Origin of the sequence: Glutamicibacter sp. NPDC090743 (assembly GCF_044769125.1) — a bacterium.
In the GTDB taxonomy this organism is placed as follows: Bacteria; Actinomycetota; Actinomycetes; order Actinomycetales; family Micrococcaceae; genus Glutamicibacter.
Genome location: NZ_JBIVXE010000002.1, coordinates 547300 through 563138, shown reverse-complemented (window position 1 = coordinate 563138; position 15839 = coordinate 547300). Strand labels below are relative to the sequence as shown.

Genomic DNA, 15839 nt, shown 5'->3' with positions numbered 1-15839 from the left:
ATTGGCTTAGTTCGAGTTGGGCAACCGAACCGGCATCACGAGGTAGCGATACTGGTCCTGGTCATCCTCATCCAGCTTCTTCTGGCCGGTCAGCATGGCCGGCTTGGGCGCACTGGTGAAGGAGAAGCGCACGAAATCGGTATTGAAGGAGTTCAGGCCTTCGGACAAGAAGGTCGGGTTGAAGGCCACGACGATGTCTTCGCCGCGAAGAGACGCAACAATAGCTTCTTCAGCCTGCGCGTCTTCGCCGGTGCCGGCATCCAAGGTCAGCTGGCCATCGGTAAAAGCCATGCGAACTGGGGTATTGCGTTCGGCAACCACCGATACACGACGAACAGCTTCCATCAGCTCGCTGGTGCGAACGGTGGCATGGATTGGGGTGTCGCTTGGGAACAGCGAGCGGATCTTCGGGTATTCGCCATTGATCAGCAACGAAGTGGTCCGGCGGTTGGAGCTTTCGAAGCCAACCATTTCGCCGTTCTCGCTCATTGCAAGCTTCAGCTCGCCAGAGCTCGAGAGAGTCTTGGCAACTTCGTTGAGGGTCTTGGCCTTGATCAGGAAGGAGGTCGAGATTTCCGCCTGGTTAGGAGTCCAATTGAGTTCACGCAGAGCCAGACGGTAGCGGTCCGTGGCCAAGAACGTGATCAGGTCGTTTTCAATTTCAACCTTGATGCCGGTGAGAACTGGCAAGGTGTCGTCCTTGGACGCCGCAACGATAACCTGCGATACAGCTTCGGAGAATGCTTGGCCATCGATAGTGCCGGCGATAGCTGGAAGTTCAGGCAGGGTTGGGTATTCATCAACTGGCATGGTGGCCAGGTGGAATCGTGAACGGCCACAGGTCAGCGAGATCTTCGAGCCTTCGGTCTCCAAGGTGACCGTCGAGTTAGGCAGCGATCGGGTGATCTCAGCCAAGAGCTTGCCGGAAACCAAGATCGAACCCTGCTCAGAAATGTCCGCGGGAATCTCAATATGCGAGGAAATCTCATAGTCGAATCCCTCGAGCCGAACCAGGCCTTCATGGGTGGTGATGAGAATGCCAGCCAAAACAGGTGATGGTGGTCGCTGTGCCAGGGACCGGGCAGTCCAGGATACGGCGTCTGCCAATACATCCTTTTCAACGCTGAACTTCACGAAAAATCCGCCTTTCGGAACCCATAAGTCTTAAGTCAGGCCAAGAAGGTTGTTCCCTCGCCAAGTTCTTAAGCATAGAGCAGGTAATTGCACGTTTTATCCATCTAATCTTGCCACGCCCTGATAGCGCAACGTCTGCTCAATGAACGAAGTGTGGACGATGCAACAAAAAAATTGTTCTGCACAGGATTTGGCTCGAGGGTGTGGAGTGGACTCGTTATTTGGATGATTAAGGGTTTAAAGGAGAAGTGTTAATAACCCTTGTGGATACTGTGGATAAGGCCTGTAACCCCAGACCCGCCCACGATTGTGCATGTGAACAATCTGTGGTTGAACGTGAGACTCAGTTCCACCATCCTGTTGATACTCAGTTCCACGATTTTTAACGTCCACATGGTTTGCGCACTTATCCGCAGGTCTTCACCAAATCATCCACAGTCTTATCCACACCTGTGATTTCTCGCCGCTAGTGCTCCCGCTGGCTCTGCTTAATCCGGTTGGTTAGCTCGGTGACCTGATTAAAGATCGCTCGACGCTCGGCCATGAGCTCACGGATCTTACGATCTGCGTGAATCACGGTGGTGTGGTCGCGGCCGCCAAGTTCTGCACCAATCTTCGGCAACGACATGTCGGTAAGCTCACGCAGCAAGTACATGGCGATCTGGCGCGCGGTGACCAAAGTACGAGTTCGCGATTTGCTGTTCAGCTCATCAATACTCAGTCCGAAGTACTCTGCGGTCTGCTTGATGATGGTCGACGGCGTGATTTCCTGGGCCCCGTCTTCGCTGATCAAGTCCTTGAGCACGGTTTCGGCCAATGCAAGGTCCACGGGCTGGTTATTCAGCGACGCGAAAGCGGTGACACGGATCAAAGCACCTTCGAGTTCCCGGATATTCGTGGAAATACGCGAAGCAATGTACTCCATGACATCACTTGGAGCTGAAAGATTTTCGGCGTCGGCCTTCTTACGCAAAATCGCAATACGCGTCTCCAGCTCTGGTGGCTGAATATCGGTCAGCAGGCCCCACTCGAAGCGCGAACGCATGCGGTCTTCGAATCCCTGCAGCTGCTTGGGAGGCAGATCAGAGGTGATGACAACCTGCTTGTTGTGGTTGTGCAGCGCATTGAAGGTATGGAAGAACTCTTCCTGGGTAGCGTCCTTGTTGGCCAAGAACTGAATGTCGTCAATGAGCAGAATGTCGACATTGCGGTAAGTCTGCTTGAAACTTGCGCCCTCGTCGTCGCGGATCGAGTTGATGAAATCATTGGTGAACTCTTCGGAGTTAACGTAGCGCACGCGGATGCCCTTGTAGAGATGGCGTGCGTAGTGGCCAATGGCATGCAGCAAGTGAGTCTTGCCCAGACCTGAATCACCATAGATGAACAGCGGGTTGTAGGCCTTGGCCGGCGCTTCGGCAACAGCAACGGCTGCGGCGTGGGCAAAGCGGTTCGATGAGCCGATCACGAAGGTGTCGAAAATGTACTTCGGGTTCAGCCGGCCGAACTCCTGCGAATTCGATGGGGGAGTTGGCTGCGGTGCTGGCTGGGGGCGCGGACCAGGAGTCTCAACGACTGCTGGAGCTGACGGCGCGGCGGCTTTGGCTTCAGGCTCATCTTCTTCGAGCTCATCCGAGAGCGAGAGATCAACGCTGACGGCGCAACGGATCTCGTCCTGGAAGACTTCTCGCAGTGCTTCATCCAGCGGCTCGCGCAGCTGAGTCTGCAGAATATCGCGGGTGAGGTCATTGGGTACCGCAACTAAGAGCGTCGTACCGATTAGTCCCTGAGGTTTAGCCAGCGATACGAAGGCACGGTAACGCGCCTTGACGCGATCATCATCCTCGATCTTCCGGATGACTTGGCGCCAAGAGCTACCAATGCTATTGGTTTCGTCGCTGCTCACTAAGGGCGCCCCGCTTCCGTTTAAATGCAATCTTGGTCACAAGAATCCTGTTTCCAGGCTTCTAAAACGTCGTTTTCTGGACCACGTCTGCATTGATTCTATCCATCATCCACACAGTTATGCACAGCTCCGTGGAAAAACCGGGTGTTATTACTGTGGAAAACGGGTTTTCCCTTGAAATCAAGCGTTTTTCGCTGCGAGATGACTAGCTGTTTTGCGGAAAACTGTGAATTTTCTTTCGTTATGCACAGCCTTAATCCACAAGTCTGGGGTAGATTATTCACAGGCCGACTCTCGAAGCAGGGAGCATGGGCAGAACTCTTGCGCCAATTTGACCTTGCGCGCATAGTTTTCTATTGTTATTCAGTCCTATGCGCATCTTTTTGCGACTTGCTCATTTTTGGAAGAGCCCGCGAAAAAAGCGCATTTTATAAAAAGCACGAGCGTCATCCTGTTGTTATCCAGCTAGCTAGTAACGGGTAGTACGCATCATCTAAAACGTTTTGGAGTGTCACCGTGAGCAAGCGGACTTTTCAGCCTAACAACCGTCGTCGTTCGAAGAAGCATGGCTTCCGCCTTCGTATGCGTACCCGTGCAGGTCGTGCCATCCTTTCGGCACGTCGCGGCAAGGGTCGCACCGAGCTGTCCGCATAAATTTGCGAAACAGCTCTTGGCAGCATGACTTCAACGAGCTCAGCTAAAGAGCAACCCGAAGCCGATGTTGCCTAAGAATCAGCGACTGCGCCTAGCGCAAGACCTTACAGCCACTGTACGTTCCGGCGTCCGAAGCGGACGCCGGAACGTCGTGCTATATGCACGGCACCGAGAAACCGAAGAGTTCCTTGGTGACAGGTTTGGATTCATTGTTTCCAAGGCTGTAGGTATTGCCGTTAAAAGGAACCTCACCAAACGACGAATGCGGGAAATCGCCCACGAGCTGCGGCGCGTGGACGGCGACGTCGATTTCGTCTTCCGTGCACTTCCTGGCGCCGCCGAACTCTCTTGGGAAGAACTCAACTCCCAGGTCAATTCAGCCTTCTCCGCTGTTTTGCGCAAGATTGAGGCGCGCTGATGCGTAAGGACTTAGCTCCGCGTACCGGTTTGCTGTGGTTCATCATCGATATCCCACGCAACATCGTTATCGGGCTGCTCAAGACTTACCGAAAACTCATCTCGCCACTATATGGCGATGTATGCCGATACTTTCCTAGCTGTTCTGCCTATGGGCTCGAAGCAGTGACTCAGCACGGCGTTGTCAAAGGCGCCGGATTGACCACTTGGCGGATTCTCCGATGCAATCCGTGGTCCCACGGAGGCGTCGACCACGTTCCTGAGGGACCGAGGATTTGGCCAGAAGGCAAACTGCCGAGGATCATAGTTCTGAATCATCCTGTGATTCCCGACGATGAAGACGCCGCGGAAAGCGGCCGCAAGGAGCTCGACCACTGATGAACAACTTCCTAGACACGATACTGACTCCGTTTACGTACGTAGTCTCGTGGGTTCTGTGGGCATTCCACGAACTGTTCACCGCGATTGGAATGAACGGGGATTCGGGTGTTACCTGGACCTTGTCGATCATCTTCCTCGTGCTGCTGATCCGTACTTTGCTGATCCCAGTGTTCGTCAAGCAGATCAAGTCCCAGCGCGCGATGCAGGCACTGCAGCCTGATCTGCGCAAGCTGCAGGCCAAGTACAAGGGCAAGACCGACCAGATGTCGCGCCAGGCTATGGTTCAGGAGCAGCAGGCGCTGTTCAAGAAGCATAAGACCAACCCGCTGTCTTCCTGCTTGCCCCTGCTCGTGCAGATGCCGTTCTTCTTCGCGCTGTTCCGCGTTCTGAACGAAGCCTCCCGCGCCAGCGATGATGGACGTTCGATCGGCGCTCTGTCCGCTGAGCACATCCGCAGCTTCGACAATTCCTCGATCCTGGGCGCTCCGCTGTCCGAGACCTTCTTGGGCACCATCAATTCCGGTGCCATCAACTGGGCAGTGATCATCGTTGCGGTGGTCATGATCCTTGCAATGACCGCATCGCAGTTCTTCACCCAGCGACAGCTGATGACCAAGAACATGAGCAAGGAGGCCCTCGAGGGCCCGTTCATGCAGCAGCAGAAGATGATGCTGTACATCCTGCCCCTGGTCTTCGGTATCGGTGGTATCAACTTCCCAATCGGTGTGCTGATTTACTGGACCGCTTCGAACCTGTGGACCCTGGGCCAGCAGTTCTGGGTTATCCGCAACAACCCGACCCCTGGTTCGGAAGCAGAGCGCGAACTTAACGTTCGCCGCGCCGCCAAGGGCCTGCCTCCAGTAGGCGTGAAGAAGGAAGACGCTGACGCCGCTGCCGCCGCCGCGGCGGAGCAACAGGCCAAGGGCCAGCGTGAACAGCCGCAGCGCAAGAACCGTCGAAAGAAGAAGTAGCCATGACTGCAACTGAGAACATCGACGCACCAGAACTGGAAAACCAGATCGAAGACGACCAGGAAGTTCTGGACGAGGGCGACGTCGCCGCCGACTACCTCGAAGAGCTTCTGGACATTGCAGATCTGGACGGCGATATCGACATCGAGATCCGCGGTGGCCGCACCTACATCTCGATCCTTGCCGAGGACGCAGACGCCTCGTTGGAGAGCCTCGTAGGCAAGGATGGAGAAGTCCTCGATGCCCTCCAGGAACTCACCCGGCTGGCAGTGCTCACTGCTACCGGTGAACGTTCGCGCTTGATCCTGGATATTGCCGGCTACCGCGCAGAGCGCGCAGAACTGCTCCGCAAGATCGCTGAAGATGCTATTGCGTCGGTACGCGAAACCGGCGAGAAGACCCACTTGGATCCAATGAGCGCCTACGAGCGCAAGCTCGTGCACGACGTGATCGCCGATGCAGGACTGCACTCGGAATCCGAGGGTGAATCGACCCGACGCCATATCGTTATTTCGGTACTGGACAGCTAAGAACCATCACGCGAGAGCGTGCTGATCGACCTAAGGACCAACGACCATGACTGAGGACCTCAGCCTTACTGCAGAAGAGACCCTGGCTGCCGAGAAGATCTTCGGTGACCGCCTGGATCTTGCCAAGCGCTATGTGGAGCATCTGGCGACCTCGGGCATTGAGCGCGGGCTTCTTGGCCCACGGGAAGTACCCCGTCTGTGGTCCCGTCACGTGCTCAACTGCGCCGTGATCGAAGAGGCCATGGAGAAGGACGCTGAGGTAGCCGACGTAGGCTCCGGTGCTGGCCTTCCAGGGCTCTGCTTGGCAATCGCCCGCGCGGACCTCAAATTGACGCTTATTGAGCCTCTGGAGCGCCGCTGCATCTGGCTCTCCGAGGTTATCGATGATCTGGGTCTGGACAACGTCACCGTGATGCGTGGCCGTGCAGAGCAGATGGTCGACGTCGTCAACGCACGCTATGTCACGGCCCGTGCCGTATCTGCTCTGACCAACTTGGCTGGACTGACTATTCCATTGCTACACGGACAGGGCGAGCTCATCGCCATCAAGGGCCGCTCCGCTGTCGAAGAGATCGCTAAGGCTACCAAGGCGATCCGCAAGCTTGGCGGCAGGGAAACCGAAGTGCTCACTGTGGGCGAAAGCATCCTTGCAGAGCCAACCACGGTGGTTCGCATCAAGGTTGGCTAAGGTTGACGCGATAGTCTGTTAAATAGTTATAGAAGCGAAATGGCTTTCATCCTCATAGTTTTCGAGGATGAAGCCATTTCGCAATCTGCATGACTTGTTTTGAATGTTTCACGTGAAACATTATCGGTGCACGCCATGAGCATTAGGTGCATCAATTCACGAGGAGGAGTTTTACCTTTGTCTAAGACTAAGGATTCATCGGATAGCGCGTTTGATTTCAACGACTCGTCCTCGCCTTTGGCTACTCAGATAGCTAGTGAACATCGTCGTCGCGAAGCTTTGGAGGCCCGCAAGGTGCCAATGCCTGAGAAGACCCGCTATTTCACCATTTCCAACCAGAAGGGTGGCGTAGGCAAGACGACGACCACGGTCAACCTTGCCGCCGCCCTGGCCAAGGGCGGGCTAAACGTCCTGGTCATTGATATCGACCCGCAGGGCAACGCTTCTACCGCGCTGGGCATTGAACACCACGCTGAAGTAGACAGCATTTATGACGTGTTAATCAATGATCTTCCGTTGGCTGACGTAGTAGCCACATGCCCAGACTTGCCAACCCTGCAGGTCGCTCCTGCAACCATTCACCTGGCAGGCGCTGAAATCGAGTTGGTTTCATTAGTAGCCCGCGAACAGCGCCTGCAGCGCGCCCTGGATGACTACGCGCGTACCCGCCAGCGCAAGGGGCTGCCTCGCTTGGACTACGTCTTCATCGACTGCCCACCAAGCCTAGGCCTGCTGACCGTTAACGCCTTCGTTGCCGCTCGTGAAGTTCTCATCCCTATCCAGTGCGAGTACTATGCGCTCGAGGGCCTGAGCCAGTTACTGAAGAACATTGAAATGATCCAGAAGCATTTGAACTCCAAGCTGACGGTTTCGACGATACTGCTGACCATGTACGACGGTCGCACGAATTTGGCCGCGCAGGTCGCCAACGAAGTCCGTGAGCACTTCCCAGAGCAGGTGCTCAAGGCCGTCATCCCTCGTTCGGTACGAATCTCTGAAGCGCCGAGCTACCAGCAGACCGTCATTACTTATGATCCAAATTCGACTGGTGCATTGTCGTACTCCGAAGCAGCCGTAGAGATGGCTGAACGAGGCGCTTAAGACCTTATAAATACGTTTCACGCTGAAAAAGATCATCCCCTTAGATTTTCGTTTGTTTTTCCAGATCTATCTGATGCGGATGCGAGATTCGTACGGTGAGAGCCACAGCTGACGCACTGTGCGCATCCCCGGTTCAAAGCCAAAAAACAGTAGACTAGTCTCGGGCTGAAATTTCGGATGAAAGGGCGTGCGAAGAACATGGCAGATAAGAAGCGGGGATTGGGCAGGGGACTGGGTGCCCTTATTTCCAGCTCACCGGCGACGGCGGCTCCTGAAGAAAACCAGAATGTTTCACGTGAAACAGCTCCTGTAGAACCGGCCGCGGAAGCGTCGAAGACGCGCGCTACACGTCCTGTCGATATGTTCTTCGAACCGGGACGCAAGTCTTCGGCACCTAAGGCGCCAACCACTCCCGCAAAGCCGGCAAAGCGCGCTCGCGCAACTATGCCTGGCTTGAATACAACTCTTGGGGGAAAGAATACCTCTGCACCTCAGGAAGACGCATCAGCTGAGAGACCAGCACCTAAGAAGACCGAGCCGCAACCTGTAAAATCAGACTCTCCCGATCTTGTCGAAGTTCCTGGCGCACAGTTCGCTGAACTCGACGTCCAGCTGATTCACCCAAATCGCAAGCAGCCGCGTACCAACTTCGATCAGGAGCACATGGATGAACTCATCCATTCGATCCGCGAAATTGGATTGCTTCAACCTATCGTGGTCCGCCCTTCCCGCGAGAAAGATGACGCTCCGTATGAGCTGGTCATGGGTGAACGCCGTTGGCGCGCGACACAGGCGGCTGGCCTAGCGACTATCCCGGCCATTATCCGCGACACGCATGACACCGATCTGTTGCGCGACGCCTTGCTCGAGAACCTGCATCGCTCACAACTGAATCCACTGGAAGAGGCCGCTGCTTATCAGCAGCTTCTAGAAGAGTTCAATTGCACCCAGGAAGTGCTTTCAGAACGAATCGGACGATCCCGTTCGCAGATTTCCAATACGATTCGCTTGATGAAACTACCTCCACTCGTTCAGCGTCGTGTTGCGGCTGGCGTTCTTTCTGCCGGTCATGCGCGCGCGTTGCTAGGACTGTCGAACAACGAAGTCATCGAGCAGCTGGCTCAGCGAATCATCAATGAGGGCTTGTCCGTGCGCGCGACCGAAGAAGCAGTGGCACTGAGTGACGACAAGCCACGAAAGCCAGCAAAGAAGGCGCGAGAGACCCAGCGCAATGAACGCCTGGACTTCCTGGCAACTTCGCTCGCGGACCGCTTGGACACTAACGTCAAGATTCAGCTTGGCAGCCGCAAGGGCAAAGTCAGCATCGAGTTCGCTTCGGTGGATGATCTGAACCGCATCATGCAGGTTATTGATCCGACTATGAACTCGTAATTTCATGAACTGGCGCATGTTTCACGTGAAACATGCGCCTTTCTTGTATCTAGAGCCTGTGTTTCACGTGGAACAAATACTCCATGCGAGGTTACTGCCAACCAAGTATGAGGGCGGCACATGGAGATGAATCGTTGGTGGGTAGGAAACCGCTGCTGTTCATAAACGGATACTTAGGTGTGCCCGCATAGCTTTCGCATCAAATGGATCATGAACCACAGCAAGCATAAAACTGATTGTTGGCATCCGCCGTTGGCTTATCAAAGAGGGAACGTACACGCCGATGGCATGAGCACGAAGTAGCCACGACACTGTCCAGAAATGTAGAGAAAGCAGGACACACCGTACCAGGTTCGGGATTGGCACCGCATCGCTGAGCCGAGCCCTTCACCTCGCTTCGTAACCATTCTCCGATGCCTGCTCCTGAGGATCAGCGAGCCATTCAGTTTAGGTCACCGAAATGCCTCCACTTAATGAATTCAACGGAGAACGGGAAGAGGATAGAACGCATGATTCGACCCGCCTGGCTGCGGGAACTACCCCCGCGGATACGGATTTGGGCAGCCAGTATTCTGCTTGGTAGGACATCCGGGGCGATAGGTGCCGCATTTGGTGCACAGTATTCCGGCTACCTTCCAGTGCGAAGGAGAACACAAGGTGCGATCAGTAGAGACACTGATGGTTTTCGCGGTCTATCCCTGCCTGGCTCTACTCCATCTAATGCGCAGTGGCATGTGTCAGCCATGCTTCTTAGATTGTTCGAGGACTGATGTGCAAGGGAGCCAGGATGCTGTCGGCAACTGAGCACAACTCCGAAAACATTGGACCGAGAAGCCGTATCGGGCGATTCCAAGGGTACGTTTCATCGTTCTTGCTTAGGGCAGATATGCAACGGCGTTGAGCAAGGACTGCATACAGCATATTCTGGAACAGCAAGATCAGATAGTCAGGCATACCGTGATGACTCTCTGAGCAGCAAGGTGGGCGTGTAGCGACGCCACGAGAGCCGGGAGTCGGGTAGGGGAGAGGAAGGCTCGCACGAAGGCCGTGAAGGGCCAAGGAAGGCCGCTATGGACTTATGGCAGGACCAACCGGGGGCAAGTTCGGAGGGGTGCCAACGCTAACTGAATGCTAACCATTGAACGACTTTTGAATATTCACCCCACCTGATCCATTCAACAGACACTCTGAGGGAAGGATCAATGTGGAACAGTACGCAGAGATCCGTCGACTGCATTGAGCAGAAAGCGTGCCAATAACGGCGATCTCGCGGCGACTTGGCATCCCACGTAACACCGTATGCTCAGCATTGGCAGTCACCGAGTCTGCAAATGACCTGTAGACGAAGCGTGGTTCCATCGCTGACGCTTTCGAACCAGAAACCCGCAGGCTGGTCTGCGAGTATCCGCGCATGCCGGCGACGGCCATCGACGAACGAATCGAATGAACGAATTCCATCTCCACGTTGAAGAACCGGGTCGCACTGATATGTCCGGAATACACGAACGTGGGCCCTGCGGACCGGTTGGTCCACGAATCAGGGCAAGCCGCGCAAGTGGATCTGTGGTTCCCCAAGCTACGGACACCTGTCGGATCCGACCAGGCTCTGATGCTGCCGGAGCTGATGATGAGGCTGTCGCATTTGAGGGTGTTCAAAGCGCTGATGATTCCTAGTTGGCAATGCCCGGATCTGAGCGTTGGGATGTGGAGCTAGAACGACGATGATGACGCGGTCCTCAAGAGCAGAATCTGGGACCGTGAATCCGCGATTCGGAAGCAAAAGGAAAGACACGGAAGCCAGTTCCATGCTTGCCGAGCCGCTGGCTAGCAGGACCATTCTGGCTCCACCGAGAGATTCTGAGTTCAAAGAGTAAACCGAATGCAACCAGTTGCTTGAATCCTCTTTCCTTCAGAATCTCAGCAAACAGCTCGACGGGTGTCTACCGAAAGCCAATGTACACCGTTCAGCCCGATCCAGGTCCGGAGCATCGACCGGTCGCCGTAGGCTCTAGGCACAATGATCATCTCGCCTTCGATGCCATCAGTACCGGGCTCAGCCATCGGGCACGATGGAGAAGGACCTATAGCATGAGTCTGGGCCGCAATAATTATTTGGTGCATCCTTCAGATATTGGCCGGATTGTTGATTCCACGGTGACCATGGATAGAGGGTCTGCGGCCAGTTGTTGGTGGCTGATCCTCCGCGGTGCTGGACAAGCTGAATATTGGACTTTTCGAGAGCCGCCAGTATTGCGGTTCTGAGCCACCCAGTATTCTGTCCGCGCGCGCCGGTGGTTGCGTCTTGCTGATGGATGAGTGGCTTTTGGATCCTCCAGCCGGCGGGTTGCTGAGAATCATCTTCGAGCTCATAGGGTGGCGGTATGACGCTGCATCCACCATTTTCTGTACGCAGTACAAGCAATCGGATTGGCGTGCCCGGCTGGACGCTGGTGCGTTGGCCGACGCGATCATGGATCATGTCGTGCACGATACGATTTGGGTTGAGACCGGTGGGCTCAACATGTGTGAGGTGTACTCTCGGCCGGAGCATTAGCCACGGGGCGTTGATTCGATGGAATCCTCGTTCAGGACTGCCTGCCGGACTGATGATCCGGCAGGTGGCTCTAAGGGAGACTATTGGGTGGATCTGAACCACAATAACGACTGGCCCAGAAACGCAATATTGGGTGGCTCTCAAACCACCGAATATTCACAATCACCAGATGATTACCGATCCGGCACATGTGCAGATTACTGCGTTGTGCGTTGAGCAAGATCCGACGCACAACCGTTATTTGGCCACGACCACGGCCGCGTGGTCGCGTCACGCTAGGTATCGGCCGGCAATAGAATCCCTTGCCTGGACATCCACGACTTTCATGATGACCAGTAATGCGTACTTCGGAAGAAACGATTGAGCAGTTGGCGAGAGCCATGAAAATGCCATCAATCTGTCGGACGTGCAAGTAGCATGTTGATCCAGCACATGATGAGGGATGGACTCGTGAAGCCTGCCGGGCCAGGACGGCGATCATCCCGACAGCTATGCTCGTGACCTGTAGAGGACCGCCATGGGCGGTGAATATTAACTCGCGTATTGCGCTGGGTGTCAAAGCCTGCCGGCAGTGGTATCCAATGCTCTTCGATGAACAGCTCTGGCTGCGCGTAAAGGTTGGTGGCGGCGCATCACGGAGGGAAATCGACTCATGGGTTGCTGCGTCTTATGCAATACAAACTGTTGATCATCGTCAAGGTGGATTACGTTCCATTCGGTGCTGCGGCCGTTGATGCAGCTGATCGTTATTAACAGAAGTCGGTGCTAACCAGGTCCAATCCGCCGATTGTCCGCTGGGGTGAGGCCAATGGTGCCGAGGTTGATGCCTCGGCGAATACTGATTGCTTGGTTCACCCTGAGGAGAGGCTGTCTTCGCCTAACCATCCATATCGGGCGAAGAACCGTCCGGTTTGCTGACCAATGCCGAGCTGGCGTAGGGAGAATTGGACGGTACAGGTCCGATTCCGTTTGACGATAAGAAGGCGATCTTCAGTTGGCGTTGCGGGCATGACCGGAACTTCTTATGTCGAATGCGCCATGCCGTGCGATGGGGGAGTGGTACTAGCTTTTCCCGAAGCCATTACGCGCACCCTGAGCCAGGGCACGCTGATGAGAATCAACGACTCCATTAAGATTCCTGACGCAGGTGTGGGATTAACATTGGTGCGCACCCTTGCCGAACCGACATCCAGATCTCTAGAAATCCGAGTTCGAGCTGTCATGAAATCGTGTCACCGTCTCTCGAATTTCTTGAATCGGCGACTGCGACTGGTGGGGAGCGGAACCGCAACATGGACACTGAAAGCAGCTGCCTTGAAGCAACGTTTCACGTGAAACATAATCCAGACCGTCCTTCGAACCTGCTGACGTCTGCGAAGCGAAACGTGTTTCACGTGAAACAGTAACTAGACCGCCCTTTGATTGTCCTGAATTCAACGATGCGCTTGGTGTTTCACGTGAAACAACCAGAACGACCTGAAAGCACATGCAGGTTTGACGTTGCACAGAATGGAGCGGCCACGCACGACCTGGGCACCCCGCCCCCGAAATGAATAGCTAATGATGCTATACCCACTACCCGCAGGCTGACAGCCTTTGCTGAGATGAGGCATAAGAAGCTTGCTGAATACATGCGTAGGCCTGTACGAGCGCCGGAGAGGACCTGTCTGGCCGGTGCCTACGTGAAAGGACAGTGATCAGTCTGCGGCTTGCGGCGCGGACATGAGGAAGTTCGTTCCAGCGCCAAAAACCAGGCGGGCACGCACGGCGTGCAGGAAAGTAAGAGCGTCGCGAGATGCCGAGGGATAACTTGACCCTTGGTCCCATACGCGCGGAAGGTGAAGCCTGGATACGATCGTCCAACCACTTCAACGCCAGCAGCTGACAGGAGGAAATGAAGCCAAGGCCCTAGGGAGGGGTCGAGGCAACAGATGGCCAAAAAGCCTTAGGAGTGACTTATGAGGCCGCAGAAGCGCGTCCTAGGCGGATGTATGGGTCTCCGGGAGCCCTGTCGGGCATGAGCGGCCCGGCAGTGCTCCAGATCCCGCTCATGAGCAAGGTGAGCGAAGGGAAATTCAAAAGGATCACAACCTTCAATCCAAGAGAGTAGGAGGATTAGCGGTGAAATAGGTTCACTAGAGTCTTCGCAAACCCGGCTCAACCCGCTCCTGCTTTTATCCCGGTTCGAAGGAACTATTCACTAGAAAAAAGCCACAAGGTAACTAGCGCGGGCATTCGGACCAAGCTGTCCATGCACCAGCCGCGCAATAGGTAGGCATGATGCCGTGGAGTGCGAAGCCCCAGGTGCCGAAGCCCGTAGTAGTGATCAACCTAAATTTCTCAGGGTTGGAGAACTGGGCGAAGACCTCCATTAATTGAAAGGCAAGAGAACCTGAAGGAGGGAAGCGTGTGAATGAAAGAACTTATATGTGGGGTTAGTACGGGCCTTCGGGGAAACCGACTTCCCGAAAGATAGGTAGCGCGCTGTTCAGAGTTAGTTGATTGCACTAGGACCTAGTGCAGAATCGCAATGACCTGATCAGAGAGAAACTCCTCCGATCACTAGCAGATTGGAGATTCAGGCCTTCTCTTCGCGAGTCGACAGTAGGGCAACGAGCATGAGTCTAAGGCCTTTGTCCCCGATGCAGGTTCTACCGGCAAGCTTCGCCCCGATGGGTATGAACAGCTATTCAGCGATGATGTGGCTCGTTCGCTCCACGGCAATCGACCTCAGATTCATTCAATCTTCGACAGGTCGCACCTCATCATTACCCAGCGGCCCATGTGACAGTTGCGCAGTGGGTGATGACGTATCGGCACGAAACATGGTTTGGGCCGCAGCAACTGACTTACGACAACAACTCACAAGCCGAAAGATTCTGTTCTGCTTACTGCGTGCCAGTTTAGCCGGAGAACGTCCTCAGGAACTCGTTGCTGAACCGTTCGGACTTTGGAAGAGATAGCGTCATGGATTCTGACGATTGACGGCGAAACAGTAGGCTCAGTGAGCAACCAGTGGATACGCGGAAGGGGAGTGCTCCGCTAATTCCCTGGAACTCCGTTAGCCCTGGCAGTTCTCACTGCGCGTTGAACCCTCCCCAATAATCAAGACCAAGAGATGCTGTTCCAGCTAAAGACGCCCATGAAAACTGAGTGTCGCGGCGACACGGGGATGCGGCAGTCGGCATGGCCTGGATTACCCATGGACAGAATTTGACGCAATTTCGACCGGAAGCGGATAGTCCCATGAGGAATTGGTTTTGGCTGTCTCTCAGAAAGCACATCCAATCAGCTAGCATGTGCGGCGTATCCGGATGCGTTTCCGCGGCCCTTCACAGTGCAGTCTGGAATTGTGGGCCGAAGTTGAAGGGCTAGAAATACGGAGATTGCGGATCGCTGAATTTTGCATAGGACATCAAGATTCAGAATTCGGGAACCTGTCTAGGTGGCCAGAGAAACGATCAAATGCGAACCCGAACTTGCCGGGTCCATTGCTGAGCATGAAATGCGCATCTTGGCTGACGGGTGCCAAAGAACGGTGCAAAGCGTCATAGAACAGAGCCAGAATAATAAAAACAAATATTTTGCCTTGGATATTCGCAACAGCATGTCAAAAGAGCCTTCAGATGAAGAACCGGCTCAACCTGAGCTGGGGTAAGGCTCGGAAACGGCCAGAAAACGAAAGCAAGTGAACTTCTCGCGGCGCCACGGTTGAATAAGAAGTGGGGACCAACCTTGCGGTTGATCCCCACTTCAATCATGTTCTTGGCTTACAGGTATTCTGCGAAGTCCTTTTCGATGACAGCCTTCGGCTTGGCACCGATGGAAGTAGCGACATGCTCGCCGCCCTTGAAGACGTATACGGCTGGGATGCTGGTGATGCCGTACTTCGCGGCAATTGCCTGGTTCTCATCGACGTTGACCTTCACGACGTCGACCTTCGCAGCGTGCTCTTCTGCGATCTGATCCAGGATTGGACCGAGCTGGCGGCAAGGGCCGCACCATTCAGCCCAGAAATCGACGATCACTGGCTTGTCGGCATCCAGGACATCGGCCTGGAAGGTTGCTTCAGTTACTGCTTTTGCGTTGCTCATGAGAGACAACCCCTTTCTGA

The 15839-nt window shown here is 54.8% G+C and carries 13 protein-coding genes; 10 read left to right on the top strand and 3 right to left on the bottom strand.

The features are described from left to right. Window positions 1-6: 6 nt before the first annotated feature. A complete protein-coding gene (gene dnaN, locus ACIQTS_RS06030) occupies window positions 7-1134 on the bottom strand; it encodes a DNA polymerase III subunit beta (protein WP_105658692.1) in 1128 nt (375 codons plus the stop codon). A 466-nt stretch (window positions 1135-1600) separates the two neighbouring features. Beyond that, entirely contained in the window at window positions 1601-3037 is a 1437-nt protein-coding gene (gene dnaA / locus ACIQTS_RS06025) for a chromosomal replication initiator protein DnaA (protein ID WP_105658693.1), read from the bottom strand. Window positions 3038-3553: 516 nt separating this feature from the next. On the opposite strand from dnaA, the gene rpmH reads away from it, so the two are divergent. The 10 genes from rpmH to ACIQTS_RS05975 all read left to right on the top strand — a co-directional run bounded on the left by rpmH (window position 3554) and on the right by ACIQTS_RS05975 (window position 15383). After that, window positions 3554-3691 (top strand): 50S ribosomal protein L34, encoded by a 138-nt coding sequence (rpmH, locus tag ACIQTS_RS06020; RefSeq protein ID WP_075972541.1) that lies wholly within the window; start codon window positions 3554-3556, stop codon window positions 3689-3691. Between the two features lie 64 nt (window positions 3692-3755). Beyond that, window positions 3756-4109, top strand: a complete 354-nt coding sequence (rnpA, locus tag ACIQTS_RS06015; RefSeq protein ID WP_105658694.1) for a ribonuclease P protein component — start codon at window positions 3756-3758, stop codon at window positions 4107-4109. Beyond that, window positions 4109-4486 carry a membrane protein insertion efficiency factor YidD gene (gene yidD / locus ACIQTS_RS06010; RefSeq protein ID WP_105662201.1) on the top strand — a complete coding sequence of 126 codons (378 nt, stop codon included), beginning with the start codon at window positions 4109-4111 and terminating at the stop codon, window positions 4484-4486. Before rnpA ends, yidD begins: the two co-directional genes overlap by 1 nt. Beyond that, entirely contained in the window at window positions 4486-5460 is a 975-nt protein-coding gene (yidC, locus tag ACIQTS_RS06005; protein WP_400289703.1) for a membrane protein insertase YidC, read from the top strand. The genes yidD and yidC overlap by 1 nt, the downstream gene beginning before the upstream one ends. Window positions 5461-5462: 2 nt before the next feature. Continuing rightward, a complete protein-coding gene (locus ACIQTS_RS06000) occupies window positions 5463-5990 on the top strand; it encodes a R3H domain-containing nucleic acid-binding protein (RefSeq protein ID WP_133833763.1) in 528 nt (175 codons plus the stop codon). 46 nt (window positions 5991-6036) lie between these two features. Next, window positions 6037-6678 carry a 16S rRNA (guanine(527)-N(7))-methyltransferase RsmG gene (gene rsmG, locus ACIQTS_RS05995; RefSeq protein ID WP_402472040.1) on the top strand — a complete coding sequence of 214 codons (642 nt, stop codon included), beginning with the start codon at window positions 6037-6039 and terminating at the stop codon, window positions 6676-6678. Between the two features lie 177 nt (window positions 6679-6855). Continuing rightward, on the top strand, window positions 6856-7779 hold the full coding sequence (locus ACIQTS_RS05990) for a ParA family protein (protein WP_105658699.1): 924 nt from the start codon (window positions 6856-6858) through the stop codon (window positions 7777-7779). Window positions 7780-7977: 198 nt separating this feature from the next. Beyond that, window positions 7978-9171, top strand: a complete 1194-nt coding sequence (locus tag ACIQTS_RS05985; protein ID WP_400289706.1) for a ParB/RepB/Spo0J family partition protein — start codon at window positions 7978-7980, stop codon at window positions 9169-9171. 2206 nt (window positions 9172-11377) lie between these two features. Beyond that, a complete protein-coding gene (locus ACIQTS_RS05980; RefSeq protein ID WP_402472036.1) occupies window positions 11378-11725 on the top strand; it encodes an ATP-binding protein in 348 nt (115 codons plus the stop codon). A gap of 3445 nt (window positions 11726-15170) precedes the next feature. Further along, complete coding sequence (locus ACIQTS_RS05975; protein ID WP_400289712.1) at window positions 15171-15383, top strand: hypothetical protein; 213 nt, start codon at window positions 15171-15173, stop codon at window positions 15381-15383. 112 nt (window positions 15384-15495) lie between these two features. On the opposite strand, the gene trxA is transcribed toward ACIQTS_RS05975, so the two are convergent. Continuing rightward, window positions 15496-15819 carry a thioredoxin gene (gene trxA / locus ACIQTS_RS05970; RefSeq protein WP_105656613.1) on the bottom strand — a complete coding sequence of 108 codons (324 nt, stop codon included), beginning with the start codon at window positions 15817-15819 and terminating at the stop codon, window positions 15496-15498. Window positions 15820-15839: the final 20 nt, after the last annotated feature.